General features: G+C 70.9%; 14 protein-coding genes. 7 read left to right on the top strand and 7 right to left on the bottom strand.

Annotation, left to right across the window (positions count from 1 at the left end):
- Positions 1-40 precede the first annotated feature (40 nt).
- Positions 41-1717 (top strand): ABC-ATPase domain-containing protein, encoded by a 1677-nt coding sequence (locus QWY84_RS10300; protein WP_290202498.1) that lies wholly within the window; start codon positions 41-43, stop codon positions 1715-1717.
- 35 nt (positions 1718-1752) lie between these two features.
- Positions 1753-2526 (top strand): SDR family NAD(P)-dependent oxidoreductase, encoded by a 774-nt coding sequence (locus tag QWY84_RS10305; RefSeq protein ID WP_290202499.1) that lies wholly within the window; start codon positions 1753-1755, stop codon positions 2524-2526.
- 97 nt (positions 2527-2623) lie between these two features.
- Here the strand turns inward: QWY84_RS10305 and acs are convergent, their stop codons facing one another.
- The 7 genes from acs to queF all read right to left on the bottom strand — a co-directional run bounded on the left by acs (position 2624) and on the right by queF (position 11264).
- Positions 2624-4561 carry an acetate--CoA ligase gene (acs, locus tag QWY84_RS10310; RefSeq protein ID WP_290202500.1) on the bottom strand — a complete coding sequence of 646 codons (1938 nt, stop codon included), beginning with the start codon at positions 4559-4561 and terminating at the stop codon, positions 2624-2626.
- Between the two features lie 296 nt (positions 4562-4857).
- Positions 4858-6201 carry a sigma-54-dependent transcriptional regulator gene (locus QWY84_RS10315; protein WP_290202501.1) on the bottom strand — a complete coding sequence of 448 codons (1344 nt, stop codon included), beginning with the start codon at positions 6199-6201 and terminating at the stop codon, positions 4858-4860.
- A 43-nt stretch (positions 6202-6244) separates the two neighbouring features.
- Positions 6245-9214 (bottom strand): sensor histidine kinase, encoded by a 2970-nt coding sequence (locus QWY84_RS10320; protein ID WP_290202502.1) that lies wholly within the window; start codon positions 9212-9214, stop codon positions 6245-6247.
- Entirely contained in the window at positions 9204-9401 is a 198-nt protein-coding gene (locus QWY84_RS10325; RefSeq protein ID WP_290202503.1) for a hypothetical protein, read from the bottom strand. Before QWY84_RS10325 ends, QWY84_RS10320 begins: the two co-directional genes overlap by 11 nt.
- Positions 9402-9485: 84 nt before the next feature.
- The gene (gene gluQRS, locus QWY84_RS10330; RefSeq protein WP_290202504.1) at positions 9486-10391 is read right to left on the bottom strand and encodes a tRNA glutamyl-Q(34) synthetase GluQRS; all 906 of its coding nucleotides are present in this window, start codon (positions 10389-10391) and stop codon (positions 9486-9488) included.
- Positions 10388-10783: a hypothetical protein gene (locus tag QWY84_RS10335; RefSeq protein ID WP_290202505.1), complete on the bottom strand. Its 396-nt coding sequence runs from the start codon at positions 10781-10783 to the stop codon at positions 10388-10390. The genes gluQRS and QWY84_RS10335 overlap by 4 nt, the downstream gene beginning before the upstream one ends.
- A gap of 91 nt (positions 10784-10874) precedes the next feature.
- Positions 10875-11264 (bottom strand): preQ(1) synthase, encoded by a 390-nt coding sequence (queF, locus tag QWY84_RS10340; protein ID WP_290202506.1) that lies wholly within the window; start codon positions 11262-11264, stop codon positions 10875-10877.
- Between the two features lie 161 nt (positions 11265-11425).
- Here queF and smc point away from each other — a divergent pair, with 161 nt between their 5' ends.
- The 5 genes from smc to QWY84_RS10365 all read left to right on the top strand — a co-directional run bounded on the left by smc (position 11426) and on the right by QWY84_RS10365 (position 19203).
- Positions 11426-14950, top strand: coding sequence for a chromosome segregation protein SMC (gene smc, locus QWY84_RS10345; RefSeq protein ID WP_290202507.1), 3525 nt, complete (start codon positions 11426-11428; stop codon positions 14948-14950).
- Positions 14951-15102: 152 nt separating this feature from the next.
- Positions 15103-16197 carry a cell division protein ZipA gene (gene zipA / locus QWY84_RS10350; RefSeq protein WP_290202508.1) on the top strand — a complete coding sequence of 365 codons (1095 nt, stop codon included), beginning with the start codon at positions 15103-15105 and terminating at the stop codon, positions 16195-16197.
- Between the two features lie 33 nt (positions 16198-16230).
- Positions 16231-17082 carry a 3-hydroxybutyryl-CoA dehydrogenase gene (locus QWY84_RS10355; RefSeq protein WP_290202509.1) on the top strand — a complete coding sequence of 284 codons (852 nt, stop codon included), beginning with the start codon at positions 16231-16233 and terminating at the stop codon, positions 17080-17082.
- A gap of 29 nt (positions 17083-17111) precedes the next feature.
- Entirely contained in the window at positions 17112-18056 is a 945-nt protein-coding gene (locus tag QWY84_RS10360) for a cobyrinic acid a,c-diamide synthase (RefSeq protein WP_290202510.1), read from the top strand.
- Positions 18057-18060: 4 nt separating this feature from the next.
- Positions 18061-19203 carry a toxic anion resistance protein gene (locus tag QWY84_RS10365; RefSeq protein WP_290202511.1) on the top strand — a complete coding sequence of 381 codons (1143 nt, stop codon included), beginning with the start codon at positions 18061-18063 and terminating at the stop codon, positions 19201-19203.
- Positions 19204-19205 lie beyond the last annotated feature (2 nt).

Here is a 19205-nt window from a genome sequence, read left to right on the forward strand (position 1 = left end):
ACCCTGACCGCAATCCGCGGCATTTCCGACGGGAGGATGAATGAAGCGCTTGCAGTCCCTGCTGCTCGGTATCGATGGCAAGGGCTACAAGGCCTACCGCCAGCTGACCGGGACGTACCGTTTCGACGACTTCCGGTTGCAGGTGGACCACGTCCAGGGAGACCCCTTCGCCAGCCCGTCGCGCATGCGTGCCGTCATGCCGTGGTCCGAGGCCGGCTTGCCGGACGGCGCGCGGGAGCCGGCGTCCCGGGAGCGGGCCGCGCGCGACTGGCTGGGCCGGGCCTTCCGCGAGGCGGCCCGTGAGACGCCGGACATCCGCATCGATGCCGGCGGGCAGACCGTGCTCGACCGCACGGCGGTGCTGTTCACCGGCGACGGCGTGGAGCTGCGCTTCACGGTGAACCTCCCCGCCAAGGGGCGGACGATCCTGGGCAAGACCGCCCGTGATCTGCTGTGCCGGACGCTGCCGCGGATCGTCCGGGCGACGCTGCGCCCGGAGTATCGTGATGACGACGCCCTCCGCGGGCACTGCGATACGGTGGAGGACCAGGGCGCCCTGCGGAGCAGCCTGGCGGAGGCCGGCCTGGTGGCGTTCGTGGCCGACGACTCGATTCTGCCGCGCCGCTCGGGCGTCGACGATCGCCCCCTGGAGGAAGCGGTCGCCTTTCGTGCACCGGAGTCGTTGCGGGTTACCCTGGACGCGCCCAACGCCGGAGCGATCGCCGGCCTGGGGATCCCCGCCGGGATCACGCTGGTGGTCGGCGGCGGTTTCCACGGCAAGTCCACCCTGCTCAGCGCTGTCCAGAACGGCGTCTACGATCATCTCCCCGGTGACGGCCGCGACCGCGTGGTGGCCCGGGACGAGGCCGTCAAGCTGCGGGCGGAGGACGGCCGCGCCGTGCACGCCATGGACCTGTCGCCGTTCATCAAGGAGCTGCCGTTCGGCAAGTCCACGCGGGCGTTCTCCACGGCCCTGGCCTCCGGCTCCACCAGCCAGGCGGCGGCCCTCCAGGAGGCCCTGGAGCTGGGCGCCGATCCCCTGCTGGTGGACGAGGACACCTCGGCGACCAACTTCATGATCCGGGATGCCCGCATGCAGGCGCTGGTGGCCCGCGAGGAGGAGCCCATCACCCCGTTCGTCGACCGCATCGCCGAGCTGCGCGACCGGCTGGGCGTGTCCACGATCCTGGTGATGGGGGGCTCCGGCGACTATTTCGGCGCGGCGGATACGGTCATCCAGATGCACGACTACCAGCCCCGGGACGTCACGGCGGAAGCCCACCGGATCGCCCGTGAGTACGACACCGCCCGGCACATGGAAGCCCCGGAACCGCTGCGGGCGCCGCGCCCCCGCGTGCTGGCCACGCGTTCCGTGGATCCGGCGGGCAAGCGCGGCAAGCGCCGCGTCAAGGTGCGCGGGGTGGAGTCGCTGGAGTTCGGCGACGACGTGGTGGATCTGCGCGCCCTGGAGCAGCTGGTGGACCCGTCCCAGGTCCGCGCCATCGGGCTGCTCCTGCCGGCCGCGGGAGCAGCCGGAGTGGCGGACGTCGACGACGTGCCGGCCTGGTTCCGCGCACACCTGCAGCGCCCCTGGGAGGAGCTCACGGGGCGCCCGGACGGAGACCTGGTCCGCCCGCGGCTGGCGGAGGTCATGGCGGTACTGAACCGGCTGCGTTCCGCCCGGTTCCGGCCGGGGGCGACGCCACCGGGCGAGTGAACACCCCAGGAATAACCATCATCGGAGGAGATCCCATGAACGACGAGCTGTTCGATCTTTCAGGCCGTGTCGCCCTGGTTACCGGGGCGTCCAGCGGTCTCGGGGCGCATTTCGCCCGGGTGCTGGCCGGTAACGGCGCCCGTGTCGTGGCGACGGCGCGCCGGGTGGAGCGCCTGCAGGAGCTCGTGGAGGGGATTGCCGCCGACGGCGGCGAGGCCCGGGCCATTGCCATGGACGTCACCGACCCGGACAGCGTGCAGGCGGGCTTCGATGCCGCCGGGGAAGCCTTCGGCACGGTGGACCTGCTGGTGAACAACGCCGGCGTGGCGCAGCCGCGCTCGTTTCTCAAGACCACCGAGGCGGACTGGGACTACGTCATGGATACCAATCTCAAGGCGGCCTGGCGGGTGGCGCGCGCGGGCGCCGAGCGCATGAAGCAGGCCGGCCGGCCCGGCAGCATCGTCAACATCGCCTCGCTGCTGGGCCTGGGCGTGCAGTTCGGCGAGTCGCTGTATGCCACCTCCAAGGCCGGGGTGGTCCAGCTTACCCGCCACATGGCGCTGGAGCTGATGCGCTACGGCATTCGCGTCAACGCGATCTGTCCCGGCTACTTCGAGACCGAGATGAATCGGGACTTCTTCGCCTCGGACAAGGGCCAGGCCTACATCCGCGAGCACATTCCTGGCCAGCGCCTGGGCGACCTGCCGGAGCTGTCGGGTCCGCTGCTGCTGCTCGCCTCCGACGCCGGTTCCTTCGTCAACGGCGTAGCCCTGCCGGTGGACGGCGGCCACCTGCTGAAATCGCTCTAGCCGCAGCAAACCCGCCCGGCGGCCCTGGAGCCGCGGGGCGAGTCCTGCTTGCGCGGGTGCTCCCGGGGCGCTGCCCGGGAGCACCACGCTCCGCTCGCTAGCGGTTCTCGCGGTTGTCGATGAGCTCGTCCACCACCGAGGGATCCGCCAGCGTGCTGGTGTCGCCCAGGTTGTCCAGCTCGTTGGACGCCACCTTGCGCAGGATGCGGCGCATGATCTTGCCGGAGCGGGTCTTCGGCAGGCCCGGGGCCCACTGGATGAAGTCCGGCTTGGCGATGGCGCCGATCTCCTTGCGACAGAGGTCGACGAGTTCCTGCTTGAGCTCGTCGGACGGCGAGGCGCCCTCGACCAGGGTCACGTAGGCGTAGATGCCCTGGCCCTTGACGTCGTGGGGGAAGCCGACCACGGCGGCCTCGGCCACCTTGGGGTGCAGCACCATGGCGCTCTCCACCTCGGCGGTGCCCATGCGGTGGCCGGAGACGTTGAGCACGTCGTCGACGCGGCCGGTGATCCAGTAGTAGCCGTCGGCGTCGCGGCGGGCCCCGTCGCCGGTGAAGTACTTGCCCTTGTAGGCGGACAGGTACGTCTCCATGAAGCGCTTGTGGTCGCCGTAGATGGTGCGCATCATCGACGGCCACGACCGGGCGATGCACAGGTTGCCGTCGGTGGCACCCTCCAGGAGATTGCCCTCGTTGTCCCGCAGCTCCGGCTCCACGCCGAAGAACGGCAGCGTGGCGGAGCCCGGCTTGAGGTCGATGGCGCCGGGCAGGGGCGAGATCATGATGGCGCCGGTCTCGGTCTGCCACCAGGTGTCGACGATGGGGCAACGCTCGTCGCCGACGACGCGGTAGTACCACTCCCAGGCCTCCGGGTTGATGGGCTCGCCCACGGTGCCCAGGATGCGCAGCGACTTGCGGCTGTGCTTCTTCACCGGCTCCTCGCCCTTGGCCATGAGCGCGCGTATGCCGGTGGGCGCGGTGTAGAAGATGGACACCTGATGCTTGTCCACGATCTCCCACAGCCGGCTGGCATCGGGGTAGGTGGGCACGCCCTCGAACATCAGCGTGGTGGCGCCGTTGGCCAGGGGGCCGTAGACGATGTAGCTGTGGCCGGTGACCCAGCCGACGTCGGCGGTGCACCAGTACACCTCGCCGTCCTTGTAGTCGAACACGTGCTCGTGGGTGAGGCTGGTGCCCAGGAGATACCCGGCGGTGGTGTGCAGAACGCCCTTGGGCTTACCGGTGGAGCCCGAGGTGTAGAGAATGAACAGCGGATCCTCGGACTCCATCTCCTCGGCGGGGCAGTCGGCGGAGACCGACTTGACCGCGTCGTGGTACCAGACGTCGCGGTTGTCCTGCCAGTCCACCTTGTTGCCGGTGCGCTGCACGACCAGGACGGTGTGCACGTCCGGGCATTCCTGCAGGGCCTCGTCGGCGTTGGCCTTCAGCGGGAAGTTGCGGCCGCCGCGCACGCTCTCGTCCGCCGTGATCAGCACGCGGCAGTCCGAGTCCTGGATGCGGTCGCGCAGGGCCTGGGGCGAGAACCCGCCGAAGACCACGGAATGGATCGCGCCGATGCGCGCGCACGCCAGCATCGCCACCGCGGCCTCGGGCACCATGGGCAGGTAGATGCACACGCGGTCGCCGCGCTTGACGCCGCGCTCCTTGAGGGCGTTGGCCAGGCGGCCGACGCGCTCGTGCAGATCCCGGTAGCTGATGTGCTGGGCCGGATCCTTGGGGTCGTCGGGCTCCCAGATGATGGCGGTGCGGTCGCCGCGGCTGTCCAGGTGACGATCCAGGCAGTTGTAGGCGGCATTGATGCGCCCGCCGTCGAACCAGCGGATCTCGCCCTTGTTCAGGTCGGAGTTGTTCACCGTATCCCAGCGCTTGAACCAGGTCAGGCGCTCCGCCTGTTCGGCCCAGAACGCATCCGGGTCTTCCAGGGATCGCTTGTACATGGCCCGATAGGTATCCGCATCGATATGCGCGCTCTTGGCGATGTCTGCGGGAACGGGATAGACCTTGCTCTCGGACATGGGATGACTCCTCCTCTGGGATTGTACGGCCAGCGGCTATACCGCCGCGCCGCGTGTTCTTGGTCCTGCTACCGCCAAGCCTAGCACTCCGGCCGGGGCGTGCCGGAGACGCGCCGGCCGGGTGCCGCTCCCTGATGCGGGAGCGGGCGGGGTCTGGCGAACGGATGCTTTTGCGCTTGCTGCGAAACGTGTGCCACGTGTGAAACGCCCTTCTGGACAGGGAGTTACGGCTTTGCGGCCCTGGTTCCGTGTTACCGAGAGTAACATCGGCTGAGGTCCTGTGTAACGCGCGGCGGTCATGCCTCCTCGGTCCGCGGCTTGCGCGGTATGCCCAGCCGCTGGCGCTTCTCCCACAGGGCCTTGCGGCTGATTCCCAGCCGCCGCGCCAGTTCCGTCTCCGTGCAGTGGTCCTGGTTGGCCAGCACGAACTGGCGGAAGTAGTCCTCCAGGGACAGCCCCGGGTTCCGGGTATCCGGCGGCGGCTCGGCATCGGGCCGGATGCCCAGGATGTCCGGGGTGATCACCGTGCTGTCGCTGAGAATCACCGCCCGCTCGATAGCGTTCTCCAGCTCGCGCACGTTGCCCGGCCAGCTGTAGTGCCGGATGCCCTCCAGGGCCTCGTTGCTGAACCGCATGGGTGGGCTCTTGAGGCGCTTGCAGGTGCGCTCAAGCAGGTGCCGGGCGAGCTCGGGGAGGTCCTCGCCCCGCTCGCGCAGGGGCGGCAGGCGGATCTCCATGACGTTGATGCGGAAGTAGAGATCCTCCCGGAAACCGCCGTCGCTGACCAGCCGCCCCAGGTCGCGGTGGGTGGCGGCGATCAGGCGGACGTCCACATGGCGGGGCTGGGATGAGCCCACCCGGCGGATCTCGCCCTCCTGCAGGACGCGCAGCAGCCGCGCCTGGGCCGCCAGCGGCAGCTCGCCGATCTCGTCCAGGAACAGGGTGCCGCCGTCGGCGGACTCCACCAGGCCCTCCCGGGCGCCCACCGCACCGGTGAACGCTCCCTTCTCGTGGCCGAACAGCTCCGCCTCGATGAGGGTGTCCGGGATAGCGGCGCAGTTGACGGTGATCATGGGGCCGTCCTGCCGCGGGCTGCCCTCGTGCAGGGCGCGCGCCACCAGCTCCTTGCCGGTACCGGACTCGCCGAGCACGAGCACGGTGGTCGCCGCCGGCGCCACGCGGGTGATGCGGTCGAAGACATCGCGCATGGCCTTGCAGCTGCCGACGATGCCGGAGACCGGGTAGTCGCGGTCGAGATCGGCCTTGAGCGCGGCGTTCTGGCGCTGCATGCGCTGTTCCTTCAGCGCCCGCTCGACGGTGAGCAGGAGCTCGTCGTTGTCGAACGGCTTGGCGATGTAGTCCAGCGCCCCCAGCTTCATGGCGTCCACCGCCGAGCGCACGCTGGCGTAGCTCGTCATGATGATGGTCGGCACGCCGGGGGCCTTCTCCAGCACCGCGGTGCCGGCCGCCCCCGGCAGGCGCAGGTCGGCGATGATGAGATCGAAGGCGGTGAGGTCGTGCTCGCGCGCGGCGCCTTCCACCGAATCCGCCTCGGCGATGGTGTGCTGGCGTTTCTCCAGCAGCCGCCGGAGCGACTGGCGGATGACCTTCTCGTCTTCCAGGATGAGAATCCATGCCATGAATCGGCTTCCTCCTGATTCGTGAACCGGGTCCCGTCCGGGCTCAGCCCGCCTGCTCCCGTACCGTGTCCGCGGCCGCGGCATGCGGCTCCCCGGGGCGGAACCGCAGCGTGATGCAGGTCCCCTCGTGATCGCTGTCGATGAGCACCTCGCCGCCGTGCTCGCGCACGATGTTGTACACCAGCGGCAGGCCCAGGCCGGTGCCGTGCCCGGGCTGCTTGGTGGTGACGAAGGGCTCCAGGACTTGGTCGAGGACATCCGCGGGAATGCCCTCGCCGTTGTCGCGCACCTGGACGGTCAGCCAGCCGTCGCCGCGGTCGACGCTGGTGACACGGATGATGCCCTCGTCGGCGTGGTCAGCGCAGGCGTCGGCGGCGTTGCTGAACAGGTTGACGAACACCTGGACCAGCTGCTGCGGATTGCCGGTCACGGTGAGGGTCTCCGGGAGATCGTTGTCGAAGCGCACGAAACGCGCCCGGCGGCTGAGCGTGGTCAGCCGCGTGGCCTCGTCCACGGTCTCGCGCAGCCGCACCGGCTCCGGCGGTTGCTGGCTGTCGGCGCCGCCGTGGGCGTAGCGCACCAGGCTCTGGACGATGTTGTTGATGCGCTGGGCCTGATGCAGGACCTCCTCGGCGATGGCCTGCTCGCGCTCGCGGTCGGTGTCCTCGTCGCGCAGCTCCTGGGCCAGGCAGGAGATGCCGGTGACAGGGTTGCCTATCTCGTGGGCCACCCCCGCCGCCAGGCGCCCGATGGAGGCCAGGCGCTCGCTGTGGGCGAGCTCCTGCTCCAGCAGGGAGACCTCGGTGAGGTCCTCCACCAGCAGCACCGTGTCGTCGCTGCGGCTGGTCAGCCCCGGATCCTCGATGGTCGCCTTGTGCAGGCTGTACCAGCGTGCGCGGTCGTCGGTGTGGATCTCCTGGCGGTGCCAGTGGTTGGCGTCGGATTCCAGGAACGAGGCCAGGAGCATGCCCCAGGGGCCGGGGAGCTCGTCCAGGCGCCGCCCGATGACGTCGGACATGGGAATGCCGGTGAGCTCGGCGATGGCCGGGTTCCAGCGCACCAGGCGCCCGCCCTGGGCCACGGCGCATACGCCCAGGGGCAGGTCCTCGATGATCTGGCGGTGATAGCGGCGCAGGCGGTCCAGCTCCGCGGCCAGGCCGCGCAGCCGCGTGCGCGAGGTCTCCAGCCGGTCCTCGATGAGGCGCACGTTCTGGGCCAGCGCCGTGCGGCTCTCCTTGTCCAGCTGCAGGCGCTCGTCGACGATCATCCGCGCCAGCACCGGCCCCATCATCCCGGAGATGTTGCGCTCGATCTGCGCCCGCAGCCCGTGCAGATGGTTCGGGCGGCGCTCGTCCCAGGACAGGCCGAGCTCGCGGACGGCCTTGTCCACCTCCTTGCGCGCGGCGTCCTTGCCCATGACCGTGGCCAGGCGCTTGACGAACTGCTTCGGCGAGCGCGCCTGCAGGTCGCCCACGGGCAGCGACGGGTTCAGGTCGCGGCAGGCCGCCGCCGCCTCGCGCTCCTGCTCGTCCGGCCGGCTGAGCAGCGAGACGGTGACGAACAGCAGGGCGTTCAGGCTCAGGGACCAGAACGTCGACGATTGATACGCCTCGGCGGGCCCGTCGCCGGCGGCCGTCAGGCCCAGCCAGGCCAGCGTGCTGTCGCCGGTCACCGGCGGCAGCAGCACGGTGAACACCCAGACGCTGGCGCCGCCCAGCAGACCGGCGATGAAGCCGTGACTAGTTGCACGGGGCCAGAACAGCAGGCCGACGATCCCCGGCAGGAGCTGGGCCATGGCCAGGAACGAGATCAGGCCCCAGCCCACCAGCCCGGAGGTGGGCTCGAGAATGCGGTAGAAGCCGTAGCCGGCGGCGATCACCGCCACCATGGCGACCCGCCGGGCCCAGCGCAGGGCCCCGTAGAAGTCCCGGTGCGGCTGCGGTCCGGCCAGGGGCAGGACCAGGTGGTTCAGGGTCATGGAGGAAATGGCCAGGGTACTGACCACGATCATGGCGCTGGCCGCGGAGATGCCGCCCAGGTAGGCGAGCAGGGCCAGGCTGGGCCAGCCGCTCATCAGGGGGATGCCGAGCACGTGGTAGTCCCCGGGCGTCCCCGGCTCCAGCACCTGGGCGGCCCACAGGATCGGCGGCACGGCCAGGGTGAGCAGCAGCAGGAACAGCGGGAACGCCCAGGAGGCGACATTCAGGTGCCCGGGCGCCTGGTTCTCGGCGAACAGCATGTGGAACTGCCGCGGCAGCAGGAAGGCGGCGGCGAAGGCGAGCACCAGCAGGCTCGCCCAGGGCCCCTCGCGCGCCGGCGCGTACAGGGCTTCGACCTGCTCCGGGTGGGCCGCGAGCCATTGCTGCATGCCCACGGGCCCGCCGAAGGCCATGTACATGGCCACGCCCGCCACCAGGAGCAGGGCGACGAGCTTCATCAGCGACTCGAAGGCGATGGCGGCCACCAGCCCGTCGTGGTGCTCGCGGGGCGAGACGTGACGGGCGCCGAAGATGATGGTGAACACGGTGACCAGCACCACGAACCAGAAGGCCAGCACGTCCGGCGAGGACTCCCGGGTCAGCACCTGGGTGGATTCCGCCACCGCGCGGATCTGCAGGGCGATATAGGGCAGCACCCCGGCCAGCATGAGCAGGGTCACCAGCACGCCCACCGGCTGGCTGTTGAAGCGGAAGGCGAACAGGTCCGCCACCGAGGTGAGCTGGTAGGTGCGCGTCAGCCGCAGTATGGGCATGAGCAGCACCGGTGTCAGCACGAAGGCCAGGGTGACGCCGAGATAGATGGTCAGGAAGTTGAGGCCCTGGTACTGGGCGAAGCCGACGCTGCCGTAGTAGCTCCAGGTGGTGGCGTACACCCCGAGGGAGAGCACGTAGACGAACGGGTTGCGCGTCAGCCAGGTGGGCAGCCACCGCCGGTCCGTGACGTAGGCGATGAGGAACAGCAGCAGCAGGTAGCCCACGGCGATGGCCGTGAGAACGCCGAGGTCAAACGTCATGGTGCCCGCTGCGTCGTGCCAGGGCCCCGGAGAGCCCGATGAGGACGGCCCACAGGACCCACACCGTGTACCAGGGCGCCCCGGTGCTCATCCACCAGGTCGTGAACGGCGAGGCCAGGAACAGCAGCCCCAGCAGGAACAGCAAGACACTCAGCCCGCCCGGGCCGGTTTCCTGGAACTGCGCCATCGTGGTTCTCCTCCCGCGGCGTGGGGGTTGTTCTTGTTATTGTTACCGAATGTAGCACATCGGTTCTGTCGGGGCGAATGCGGATCAGCCGACGGGAGAGGCCGCAGCGGTGACACCCTGCAGCAGCGAAGCGTCCCAGTGGGCGACGGCCCAGGCGAGGAGCTCGGCCGGCGGCGCCCCGGCGAGTTCCCCCGGCGGCTCCTGCCGCAGGAACGCCAGCGCCGCCAGGAGCGCGGCGCCGGGGGCGTCGTCGTCCAGCGGTGCCGCCAGGTTCTGCTTGCTGAGCTTGCGGCCGTCGGCGTTGACGGCGAGGGGCAGGTGGGCATAGGCGGGTGGTTCCGCGCCCAGGTACTGCATGATCCGGATCTGCGGCGGGGTGCATGCCAGCAGGTCATGGCCGCGCACCACGTGGGTGATGCCGCTGGCGATGTCATCCACCGCCGCCGCCAGGTGATAGGCCGGCCAGCCGTCCGCGCGCCGGATCAGGAAATCGCCGGTGGTCTCGGCCAGGTCCCACTGGACCGGGCCCTGCAGCCCGTCGCGGAAACGCACCGTGCCTTCGCCCCGGGCCCGCCAGGTGCGCGCCTCGTGGCCCGGTGGCAGGCCGTTGCGGCAGGTGCCGGGATAGATGACGCCATTCGGCCCGGGCCTGCCCTGGCGCAGCACCATCTTGCGCGTGCAGCTGCAGGCGAAGGCACGGCCGTGCTCGACCAGCTCGGCGATGGCGGCGTGGTGGGCATCCAGACGCCGGCTCTGGTAGACCACCGGGCCATCGGGCTCGAGACCGAGGCGCGCCAGGGTGTGCAGGATGGCGTCGGCCGCGCCCGGCTGCTCCCGGGCGGGATCGATGTCGTCGATGCGGACCAGCCACTCACCGCCGCGGCTGCGTGCTTCCAGGTACGAGCCCAGGGCGGTGACCAGCGAGCCGAAGTGCAGCGGACCGGTGGGGCTCGGTGCGAACCGGCCGCGATAGGCCGCCGTCGCCGTCATGCACCGCCCTGGCCGCTCATCCGCTGGCGCTGGCGCTGGCGTCGCCGGGCCTCCTGGCGCACGAACGCCAGCAGCCGCTCACGGTCGGCCGGCGCCATGTGCGTTACCGTCAGCCCCGCGCGGAACCGCGCCGCCGGGCGGGTGAGCTCCACCAGGTAGCTGACCTGGCACCGGATGTGGATCGGCTCCAGGCGGTGGGCCTCGTGATTGGGGACAACGGCGTGCACGTCCACGATCTCGCCGGTCATCAGCGGCGTGTCCACGAGCACGGCGAGCCCGCGCTGGAACAGGCTCTCGCTGTGCGCACTGACGGTATCCCCCGTTCCGCGCACCAGGCGGATCTCCTGTTCCCAGGCGGTACGGGGCAACTGATCCTGATCCTCGTCCGGCATGGTTCCTTCCACTGCGTCGCGCGTGCCAAACTCAAGTGTCCTGTCCCGAGTTCCTCGGGGACAGGGCACTAGTATAGTCACCCGGAACGCGTTACGGCAGCGTTACCGGTTGCGGCGGCGTCCAGCCCGGGGCCCGGTGCTCGGCGATGACCGAGGTGTAGATGCCGCCGCGCACGTTGAAGTCGCCGGTCACGCGCATGAAGCGCGGTGCGGTGGCCGCCACCAGGTCGCTGAGCATGTCGTGGGTGACCTGCTCGTGGAACGCCCCCTGGTCCCGGAACGACCACATGTACAGCTTCAGCGACTTCAGCTCGATGCAGTCCCGGTCGGGCACGTACTCGATATGGATGGTGGCGAAATCCGGCTGTCCGGTCTTGGGGCACAGGCACGTGAATTCCGGGATCCGCATGCGGATGGTGTAGTCGCGCTCCGGCTGCGGATTGGGAAATGTCTCGATCTGGCGGCTGGGTTCCTGGGTCATGGCTTTCCAACGGTTTGAGTCAACGCGATAATGGCGCCTTCGCCGAGGCGCCGGGCAGGTTCGGCGGGTGCCCGGCGACGGATTATACCCGCGCCGGCGGCGTCGCCGCGACCATGCCGGGATATGACCCACACGCCCCCGCGGGGAAGGGACGGAGCTGCATGCGTCTGAAGAAGATCAAGCTGGCGGGGTTCAAGTCCTTCGTCGATCCCACCACGGTGCACCTGCCGAGCAACCTCGTCGGGGTCGTTGGCCCCAACGGCTGCGGCAAGTCCAACGTCATCGACGCCGTGCGCTGGGTCATGGGTGAGAGCTCGGCGAAGCACCTGCGCGGCGAGTCCATGTCCGACGTCATCTTCAACGGCTCCAGCAGCCGCAAGCCGGTGAGCCAGGCGTCCATCGAGCTGGTGTTCGACAATGCCGACGGCACCCTGGGCGGGCAGTACGCCAGCTATTCGGAGATCTCCGTCAAGCGCCAGGTGAACCGGGAAGGGCAGTCCCAGTACCTGCTCAACGGCACCCGCTGCCGCAAGCGCGACATCACCGACGTGTTTCTCGGCACGGGCCTGGGCCCGCGCAGCTACTCCATCATCGAGCAGGGCATGATCTCGCGGATCATCGAGGCCAAGCCCGACGAGCTGCGCGTGTACCTGGAGGAGGCGGCGGGCATCTCGCTGTACAAGGAGCGGCGGCGGGAGACGGAGCGGCGCATCCGCGACACCCGGGAGAACCTGGAACGCCTGGACGACGTCCGCGAGGAAGTCGCCGGCCAGCTGGACAAGCTCAGCCGGCAGGCGCGCACCGCCGAGCGCTACAAGGAATACAAGAAGGAGGAGCGCCAGCTGCGCGCGGAGCTGCTGGCCATCCGCCTGCGCGGTCTGGTCGCGGAGATGCGCGCCGGCGAGCAGGCCCTGGAGGAAAAGCGCAACGCCCTGGAGGCCGAGGTCGGGCGCCAGCGCGCCGCCGAGCGCGAGCTGGTGGAGCAGCGGGAGCAGCAGAGCGAGCTGGGCGAGGAGGTCAACACCGCCCAGGGTCGCTACTACTCCCTGGGCAGCGAGATCGCGCGGGTGGAGCAGCAGATCCAGCACGAGCGCGAGCGCCAGAAGAAGCAGGCGGACGATCTGGCCGCCAACAGCCAGGCGCTGGAGGATCTCCAGCAGACCATCCGCGACGACGAGGACAAGCTGGCCGCCGCCCGCGACCGGCTGGCGGAGCTCACGCCGGAGATCGAGGAGCTGCAGGGGCTGGAGGAGACCGCCTCGGATCAGGTCATCGAGGCGCAGCAGGCCATGGACGACTGGCAGCGGCGCTGGGAGGCCTTCAACGAGGCGGCCGCCCAGGCCGTGCAGCAGGCCCAGGTGGAGCGCACGCGCATCGAGGGGCTGGAGCAGCGCCAGCAGGAGCTGGCCCGGCGGCGCGAGCGCCTGGTCGCCGAGCGGGATCAGCTGGACCCGGACGCCGTGGCCGCCGAGCTGGACGAGCTCACCGACGAGGCCGCCGAGCTGGCCGAGCGCCAGGAGACGCTGGCCGAGTCCCTGGAGGAGGCCCAGCGGGCGGTCACCGAGCTCGCCGAGCAGGAGACGGAGCTGGATGACAGCATCCACGACCTGCGCGGCGAGATCCAGCAGGGCGAGGCCCGCCTGACGTCGCTGGAGACGCTGCAGCAGGACGCCCTGGGCGCCGGTGACGACGGCCCGGTGGTGGCGTGGCTGGCGCGCCACGGCCTGGACGGCCACCCGCGGCTGGCGCAGATCCTGTCCGTTGCCGCGGGTTGGGAGCGGGCCGTGGAGGCGGTGCTGGCCGAACGCCTGCAGGCGGTGTGTGTCGGCGAGGCCGAGATGCCCGCTGCGGATGCCCTCGGGGCGCCGGAACAGGGCCGCGCCACGCTGCTGCGGCGCGACGGTCATGCCCCGTCGGCGGACGGCGGCCGGGACGGGCTCGAGCCCCTGGCGGCGCACGTCACCGCGCCCGCACCGCTGGCGGATCTCCTGCACGGCGTCTTCTGTGCCGGTGATGCGGCCGCGGCGGAGCGCCTGCGCGGGCAGCTGGGCCCCGGGGAGCGCCTGGTGACGCCGGAGGGCATGGTGCACGGCCGGGGCTGGAGCCAGGTTGCCGGGGGCGACGGCGACAGCGACGGCCTGCTGGAGCGCGAGCGCGCCATGGAGGAGCTGCGGGCGTCCCTGGAGGCGTCCCGGGAGTGGCTGGAGACATTGCTGCAGCAGCGCCGCGAGCTGGAAGAGCGCCGCATGGACCACGAGGAGACCCGGGACCGCCTGCGCGAGGAACGCGACACGGTCGCCCAGCGGCTCACCGAGGTGCGCGCGCGGGAGGAGGGCCGCCGCCAGCGCCTGGACGAGCTGCGCGAGCGCGGCGAGCGCCTGGCGCACGACATCGACGCCCTGGACCGGGAAGCCGTCGAGGTGGACGAGTCGGTGCGCAGCGCCCGGGCCCGCCTGCAGGAGGCCATGGACCGCAGCGAGGCGGACGAGGAGCAGCGGCAGACGCTGCAGGCCGAGCGGGAGCAGCACGAGCAGGCGCTCAACGACGCCCGCGAGGTGATGCGCGAGCGCCGGGAGCGCCGGCACGAGCTGTCCCTCAAGCAGGAGAGCGCGAGCTCCGCGCAGCAGTCCCTGGAAGAGCAGCTGCGCCGCCTCCGCGATCAGCAGGAGCGGCTGCAGGGGCAGCAGGAGGAGCTGCGGGCCGCCGGCGACGAGCAGGGCGACCCGGTCCCGGGGCTGGAGGCGGAGCGGGAGCGGCTGCTGCAGCAGCGGGTGGAAGCGGAGCAGGCGCTGACCGCGGCCCGTGAGCGCGTATCCGCCGTGGAGAGCCGCCTCCGGGAGCTCGAGGAGCAGCGCCAGCAGGCCGAGCAGCGGGTCGAGGCCCTGCGCGGGGAGGTGGAGCAGATGCAGCTGCGGGACCAGGAGCTGCGGGTGCACCGGCAGACGCAGTCCGAGCAGCTGGTGGAGCTCGGCTTCGACCTGGACACGCTTCAGGCCAATCTGCCCGAGTCGGCCGCCGAGGCGGACTGGCAGGCGCGGCTGGAGCAGGTGGAGCAGCGCATCAACCGCCTGGGGCCCATCAACCTGGCGGCCATCGACGAGCACGAGCAGCTCTCCGAGCGCAAGGGCTACCTGGACCAGCAGCACGCGGACCTCACCGAGGCCATGGAGACCCTGGAGTCGGCCATCCGCAAGATCGACCGCGAGACGCGCCAGCGTTTCCGCGAGACCTTCGACAAGGTCAACGCCGGCATCCAGCGCATGTATCCGCGGCTGTTCGGCGGCGGCGAGGCCTACCTGGAGATGACCAGCGACGACCTCCTGGAGACCGGCGTGACCATCATGGCGCGGCCGCCCGGCAAGCGGGTGAGCACCATCCACCTGCTCTCCGGCGGCGAGAAGGCGCTGACCGCCGTGGCCCTGATCTTCGCCATCTTCGAGCTCAACCCGGCGCCGTTCTGCATGCTCGACGAGGTGGACGCGCCCCTGGACGAGGCCAACGTGGGGCGGTTCTGCGAGCTCGTCCAGGAGATGTCGGCGCGGGTGCAGTTCATCCTGATCACCCACAACAAGGCGACCATGGAGATCGTCAGCCACCTCATGGGGGTGACCATGCACGAGGCCGGCGTCTCCCGGCTGGTCGCCGTGGACGTCGACGAGGCCGCGGAGATGGCGGTGGCCGTGTAGCAGGAACACAGCAGAAGGAACAGAATATCGGGTGCGGGCGTCTCCTTGTGAAGACGCTGGACGGTGGCGGCCCGAACGTGGACCCTGTACACGGAGCCGGTCCGAGCGGAAACGGTCCCGGTCCGGCACGGGCAGGCCCTGAAGATTGGCGGATGGAGACAATGGACGCGCTGCGCTGGATACTGCTGGCTGTTGGTGTTCTGGTGATTGCCGGCCTGTTCGGCTACTACAAGTGGCAGGAGAGCGGGGCGAAGCGCCCGGGGCGCCGATCGTCGCGTCCGCGGCGCGGCGGCCGCGAGGACCGGGACGTGGAGGCGGCGCTGCAGGACATGGACGATTTCGTCCTGGGCGACGACGATGACGTCGACGCCCGCGCGGGCGGCGATGCCGGGGCCACGTCGTTCGGATCCGCCGACGAGGGCGTCGGGCGCGCCCGCACCGTGGGTAATCCGCGGGCCCTGGACGACGCCGATGACACGGTGGGGCCGGTGCGGGTCCGGCAGGTCGGTGAGCCCGCCGGGTCGGCGGCCTCGCGGGAAGAACCCGAGCGGCGGCCGCCGCCGGAGCCCGAGCCCGAGCCCGAGCCGGAATTCGATACCCAGCCGCCGCCCGCCGATGACCTCCGGGCGGAACGGGAAGAAGCGCGTACTGGGGCGCGGAATGACGACGCGTCGTGGAACCTGGGGCCGGTGCGCATTCCGCGGCCGTCCTGGACCCGGGACGGCGAGCGCTCGGCCGGGCGCGAGGAAGCCGGCGGCGACGCCGGGGAGACCTCGGAGCGGGAGGCCGTCGCCGCCGCCGTCGGCGAGAAGATCATCGTGCTCCATGTCCACGCGGGCGAAGGACTGTGCTTCACCGCCCCGGCCGTCCAGGAGGCGCTGGAGGCCCTGGGGCTGCGCTTCGGCCAGCACGGCATCTTCCACCGGCATGTGGAGACCAGCCGCGGGCACGAGCCCATGTTCAGCGTCGCCAGCATGGTCAAGCCGGGCACCCTGGACCCCAACGATCCGGACACGCTGGAGACGCCGGGGCTGGCGCTGTTCATGCAGCTGCCCGGCCCGTTCGACGGCCTGTCCGGGTTCGAGCAGATGCTCGAGGGCGCCCGGCGCCTGGCGGACCGCCTGGAAGGGCATCTGCTGGACGGCAATCGCTGCGACCTGACCAATCAGACCGTGGAGCACATCCGCGAGGATCTGCGGGAGTACCGGCGGCTGGCCCACCTGGCCGCCCGGCGCCATCGCGCCTGATATCCGTCAACCAGTAATCAGCGAGGTAGATGAATGAGCGTCAAGACTGTCGGCGTTGTCGGGGCCGGGACCATGGGCAGCGGCATTGCCCAGGCGTTTGCCGCCAGCGGCTTCAACGTGAAGATGTCCGACATCGGGCCCGAGCAGGTCGAGCGCGGCCGCAAGGCGGTCGAGAAGAGCCTGGACCGGCTCGTGTCCAAGGACAAGATCAGCGTCGCCGATCACGGCGCCGCCCTGGAGCGCCTGGAAGGCGTCGTCGGGCTGGATCCGCTGGCGGACTGCGACCTGGTGGTCGAGGCGGCCACCGAGCGGGAAGAGCTCAAGCTGCAGATCTTCCGCGATCTCTCCGGGCTCGTCGGCGAGCACGTGGTGCTCGCCTCCAACACCTCGTCCATCTCCCTGACGCGCATCGCTGCGGCCACCACCCGGCCGGAGCGCGTGATCGGCATGCACTTCTTCAATCCCGTGCCGGTGATGAAGCTGGTGGAGGTCGTGCGGGCGCTGCAGACCAGCGACGCGGTGTTCGAGCAGGTGGACGGGCTGACCCGGCAGCTGGGCAAGGAGCCGGTGGCGGTCAAGGACAGTCCGGGCTTCGCGGTCAACCGCATCCTCGTGCCCATGATCAACGAGGCCTGCTTCGCCTACGCCGAGGGCATTGCGTCGCCGGAGGACATCGACCGGGTGATGCAGATGGGCGCCAATCACCCCATGGGGCCGCTGGCCCTGGCCGACCTCATCGGGCTGGACACGTGCCTGGAAGTCATGAAGGTCCTGCACGGCTCGCTCGGCGACCCCAAGTACCGGCCCTCGCCGCTGCTCCAGCAGATGGTGGACGCCGGCTACCTGGGCCGAAAGGTGGGGCGCGGCTTCTACGTCTACGACTAGCGGCGTAGGGCCGGGCAAGAGGAGCGGGCATGCTGGCTTTCCTGCAGGGGTTCGCCCTGGGGCTGTTCGTCTCCTGCGGCCCCTGGTTCCTGGCGGGGCTGATCAATCCGGCCCTGGCCGTGCCGGCGGAGCCGGCGGGGCGCCTGCAGGTCATCCTGCGCTACTGGCTGGCGATCCCGTTCATCGCGTTCGTGCTGTGGCTGACCTCGCTGTGGGGCGGCTTCGGCCCCGGTTTCCTGGGCTGGATCGCGGGGCTGCTGGCCGTCGCCGTGGAGCTGCCCCTGGAGCGGTGCTGGCGCCGCTGGCGGGCGGGGCGCCGGGACCGGGAGCAGCGCGCCCGCGCCGAGCGCAGCCGGGCCGCCCGGGCGGCCTCGGAGCGCGAGGCAGGGGTCACCGAGCTGGATCCCGCGCACCCGCCGGCGGATGCGGACGCCCTGGTTGACGCCCTGTGCCGCGTCAAGCAGCGCCTCCTGGACGCCCGGCGGGCGGACCTGGCCGGGCATGCCGATCGCCTCTACACCCGCTACCGGCGGGCGCTGGAGCTGCTGCGCCGGCGCTTCGACGCCCGCGAGGTGACCGGCGAGCGTGCGCTGGAGCTGCTCCGGGCGGTGGGCCACAACGGCGTGGACGAGCTGGAGTCCATGGCCTCCCGGGCTGCCGGCGTGCTCGGCGTGGACGCGCAGTACGTGCAGCGGCGGCTGCGAGCCGAGGGCGATACACTGACCGCCGAGGAACGCCGGGCGCTGGAGCGGCGCCTGCAGCTGGTGGATGACACCGAGGCCGAGCTGCGGCGCCGGGCCGGGCGGCTGGAGACCGTCATGACCGCCCTGGACGACGCCGTCGTGGCCCTGGCCGGCATCGAGACCGGCCGCGGGCACGCATCCGTCACCGCGGACCGGGCCCTGGCGGATCTGCAGCGGTTCGTGCAGGGAGCGGAGCGGTATCAGCGGACCACGGAATCGACACGGGAGTAGGGGCATGAGCCAGCAACAGGGGGATGCCGCCGGCGGCGAGCCGCTCCGCCTGGAGTTGCCGGGCGCGGAGGACGTCGCCGGCGGTGCGGCCCCGGATACGGACCCGGGGCTGGAAGCGGAGGCGCGGGCGTCAGTCGACCGCCTGGTCGAGGATGCCCGGGCGGACGGCCGGAGCGCGCGCGAGACCGTGGACCGGCTGGGCCTGGAGGAGCAGCAGGAGGCGGCCCATCGCAGCGCCATGCTGCAGACGCCGTTGCGGCGCCTGGCCCACCAGGGCGACGACGGCGGGCCGGTGGCGGAGTCCCTGGAGGCGCTGCGCGGGCGCATGGAGGAGCTGGACCCCAACCGCCACAATCTCTCCCGGGACGGGATGTCGCGCCTGCTGGCCCGTATCCCCGGGGTGGGGAGCCGCCTGCAGCGCTACTTCCGCCGCTTCGAGACGGCCCAGGAGGCGCTGGACGGCATCATCCGTGACCTGGAGTCCGGCCGGGACATGCTGCGCCGGGACAACATCACCCTGAGCGACGATCAGGCGGCCCTGCAGGAGAGCCTCCAGCGCCTGCGGCGCCAGGTCGCCCTGGGCCGGCTCATGGACGAGCGGCTGGCGGCGGCGGCCTCGAGCCATGCCGAGGACGATCCGCAACGCACCTTCCTGGAGAACGAGCTGCTGTTCCCCTTGCGCCAGCGCATCACCGATCTCCAGCAGCAGCAGGTGGTGGCCCAGCAGGGGATCCTGGCGCTGGAGGTGGTGATCCGGAACAACCGCGAGCTCATGCGCGGCGTCGACCGCGCCCTGAACGTAACCGTCTCGGCGCTCAACGTGGCCGTCACCGTGGCCCTGGGGCTGGCCAACCAGCGCCTGGTACTGGACCGGGTGGAGGCGCTCAATGCCAGCACCTCGAACATGATCGCCGGCACGGCGCAGAAGCTGCGCGACCAGGGCGTGGCCATCCAGCAGCGGGCCGCGTCCACGTCGCTGGACATGGAGCAGCTGGAGGAGGCGTTCGCCAACGTCATGGCGGCCATCGACGAAGTGGCGCGCTATCGCCGCGACGCGCTGCCGCGGCTGGATGCCCAGATCGACCGCCTGGAGCAGCTGGCCCGGCAGGGGGACGCGGCCTTGCGCGACATGCCGCCGGAGGGCTGATC

Source organism: Aquisalimonas lutea (genome assembly GCF_030409225.1).
Classification (GTDB): domain Bacteria; phylum Pseudomonadota; class Gammaproteobacteria; order Nitrococcales; family Aquisalimonadaceae; genus Aquisalimonas; species Aquisalimonas lutea.

What these genes read in the sequence shown, in the direction of transcription:
- QWY84_RS10300 (WP_290202498.1), top strand. Translation starts at nt 41, where the DNA reads ATGAAGCGCTTGCAGTCCCTGCTGCTCGGTATCGATGGCAAGGGCTAC.
- QWY84_RS10305 (WP_290202499.1), top strand. Translation starts at nt 1,753, where the DNA reads ATGAACGACGAGCTGTTCGATCTTTCAGGCCGTGTCGCCCTGGTTACC.
- acs (WP_290202500.1), bottom strand. Translation starts at nt 4,561, where the DNA reads ATGTCCGAGAGCAAGGTCTATCCCGTTCCCGCAGACATCGCCAAGAGC.
- QWY84_RS10315 (WP_290202501.1), bottom strand. Translation starts at nt 6,201, where the DNA reads ATGGCATGGATTCTCATCCTGGAAGACGAGAAGGTCATCCGCCAGTCG.
- QWY84_RS10320 (WP_290202502.1), bottom strand. Translation starts at nt 9,214, where the DNA reads ATGACGTTTGACCTCGGCGTTCTCACGGCCATCGCCGTGGGCTACCTG.
- QWY84_RS10325 (WP_290202503.1), bottom strand. Translation starts at nt 9,401, where the DNA reads ATGGCGCAGTTCCAGGAAACCGGCCCGGGCGGGCTGAGTGTCTTGCTG.
- gluQRS (WP_290202504.1), bottom strand. Translation starts at nt 10,391, where the DNA reads ATGACGGCGACGGCGGCCTATCGCGGCCGGTTCGCACCGAGCCCCACC.
- QWY84_RS10335 (WP_290202505.1), bottom strand. Translation starts at nt 10,783, where the DNA reads ATGCCGGACGAGGATCAGGATCAGTTGCCCCGTACCGCCTGGGAACAG.
- queF (WP_290202506.1), bottom strand. Translation starts at nt 11,264, where the DNA reads ATGACCCAGGAACCCAGCCGCCAGATCGAGACATTTCCCAATCCGCAG.
- smc (WP_290202507.1), top strand. Translation starts at nt 11,426, where the DNA reads ATGCGTCTGAAGAAGATCAAGCTGGCGGGGTTCAAGTCCTTCGTCGAT.
- zipA (WP_290202508.1), top strand. Translation starts at nt 15,103, where the DNA reads ATGGAGACAATGGACGCGCTGCGCTGGATACTGCTGGCTGTTGGTGTT.
- QWY84_RS10355 (WP_290202509.1), top strand. Translation starts at nt 16,231, where the DNA reads ATGAGCGTCAAGACTGTCGGCGTTGTCGGGGCCGGGACCATGGGCAGC.
- QWY84_RS10360 (WP_290202510.1), top strand. Translation starts at nt 17,112, where the DNA reads ATGCTGGCTTTCCTGCAGGGGTTCGCCCTGGGGCTGTTCGTCTCCTGC.
- QWY84_RS10365 (WP_290202511.1), top strand. Translation starts at nt 18,061, where the DNA reads ATGAGCCAGCAACAGGGGGATGCCGCCGGCGGCGAGCCGCTCCGCCTG.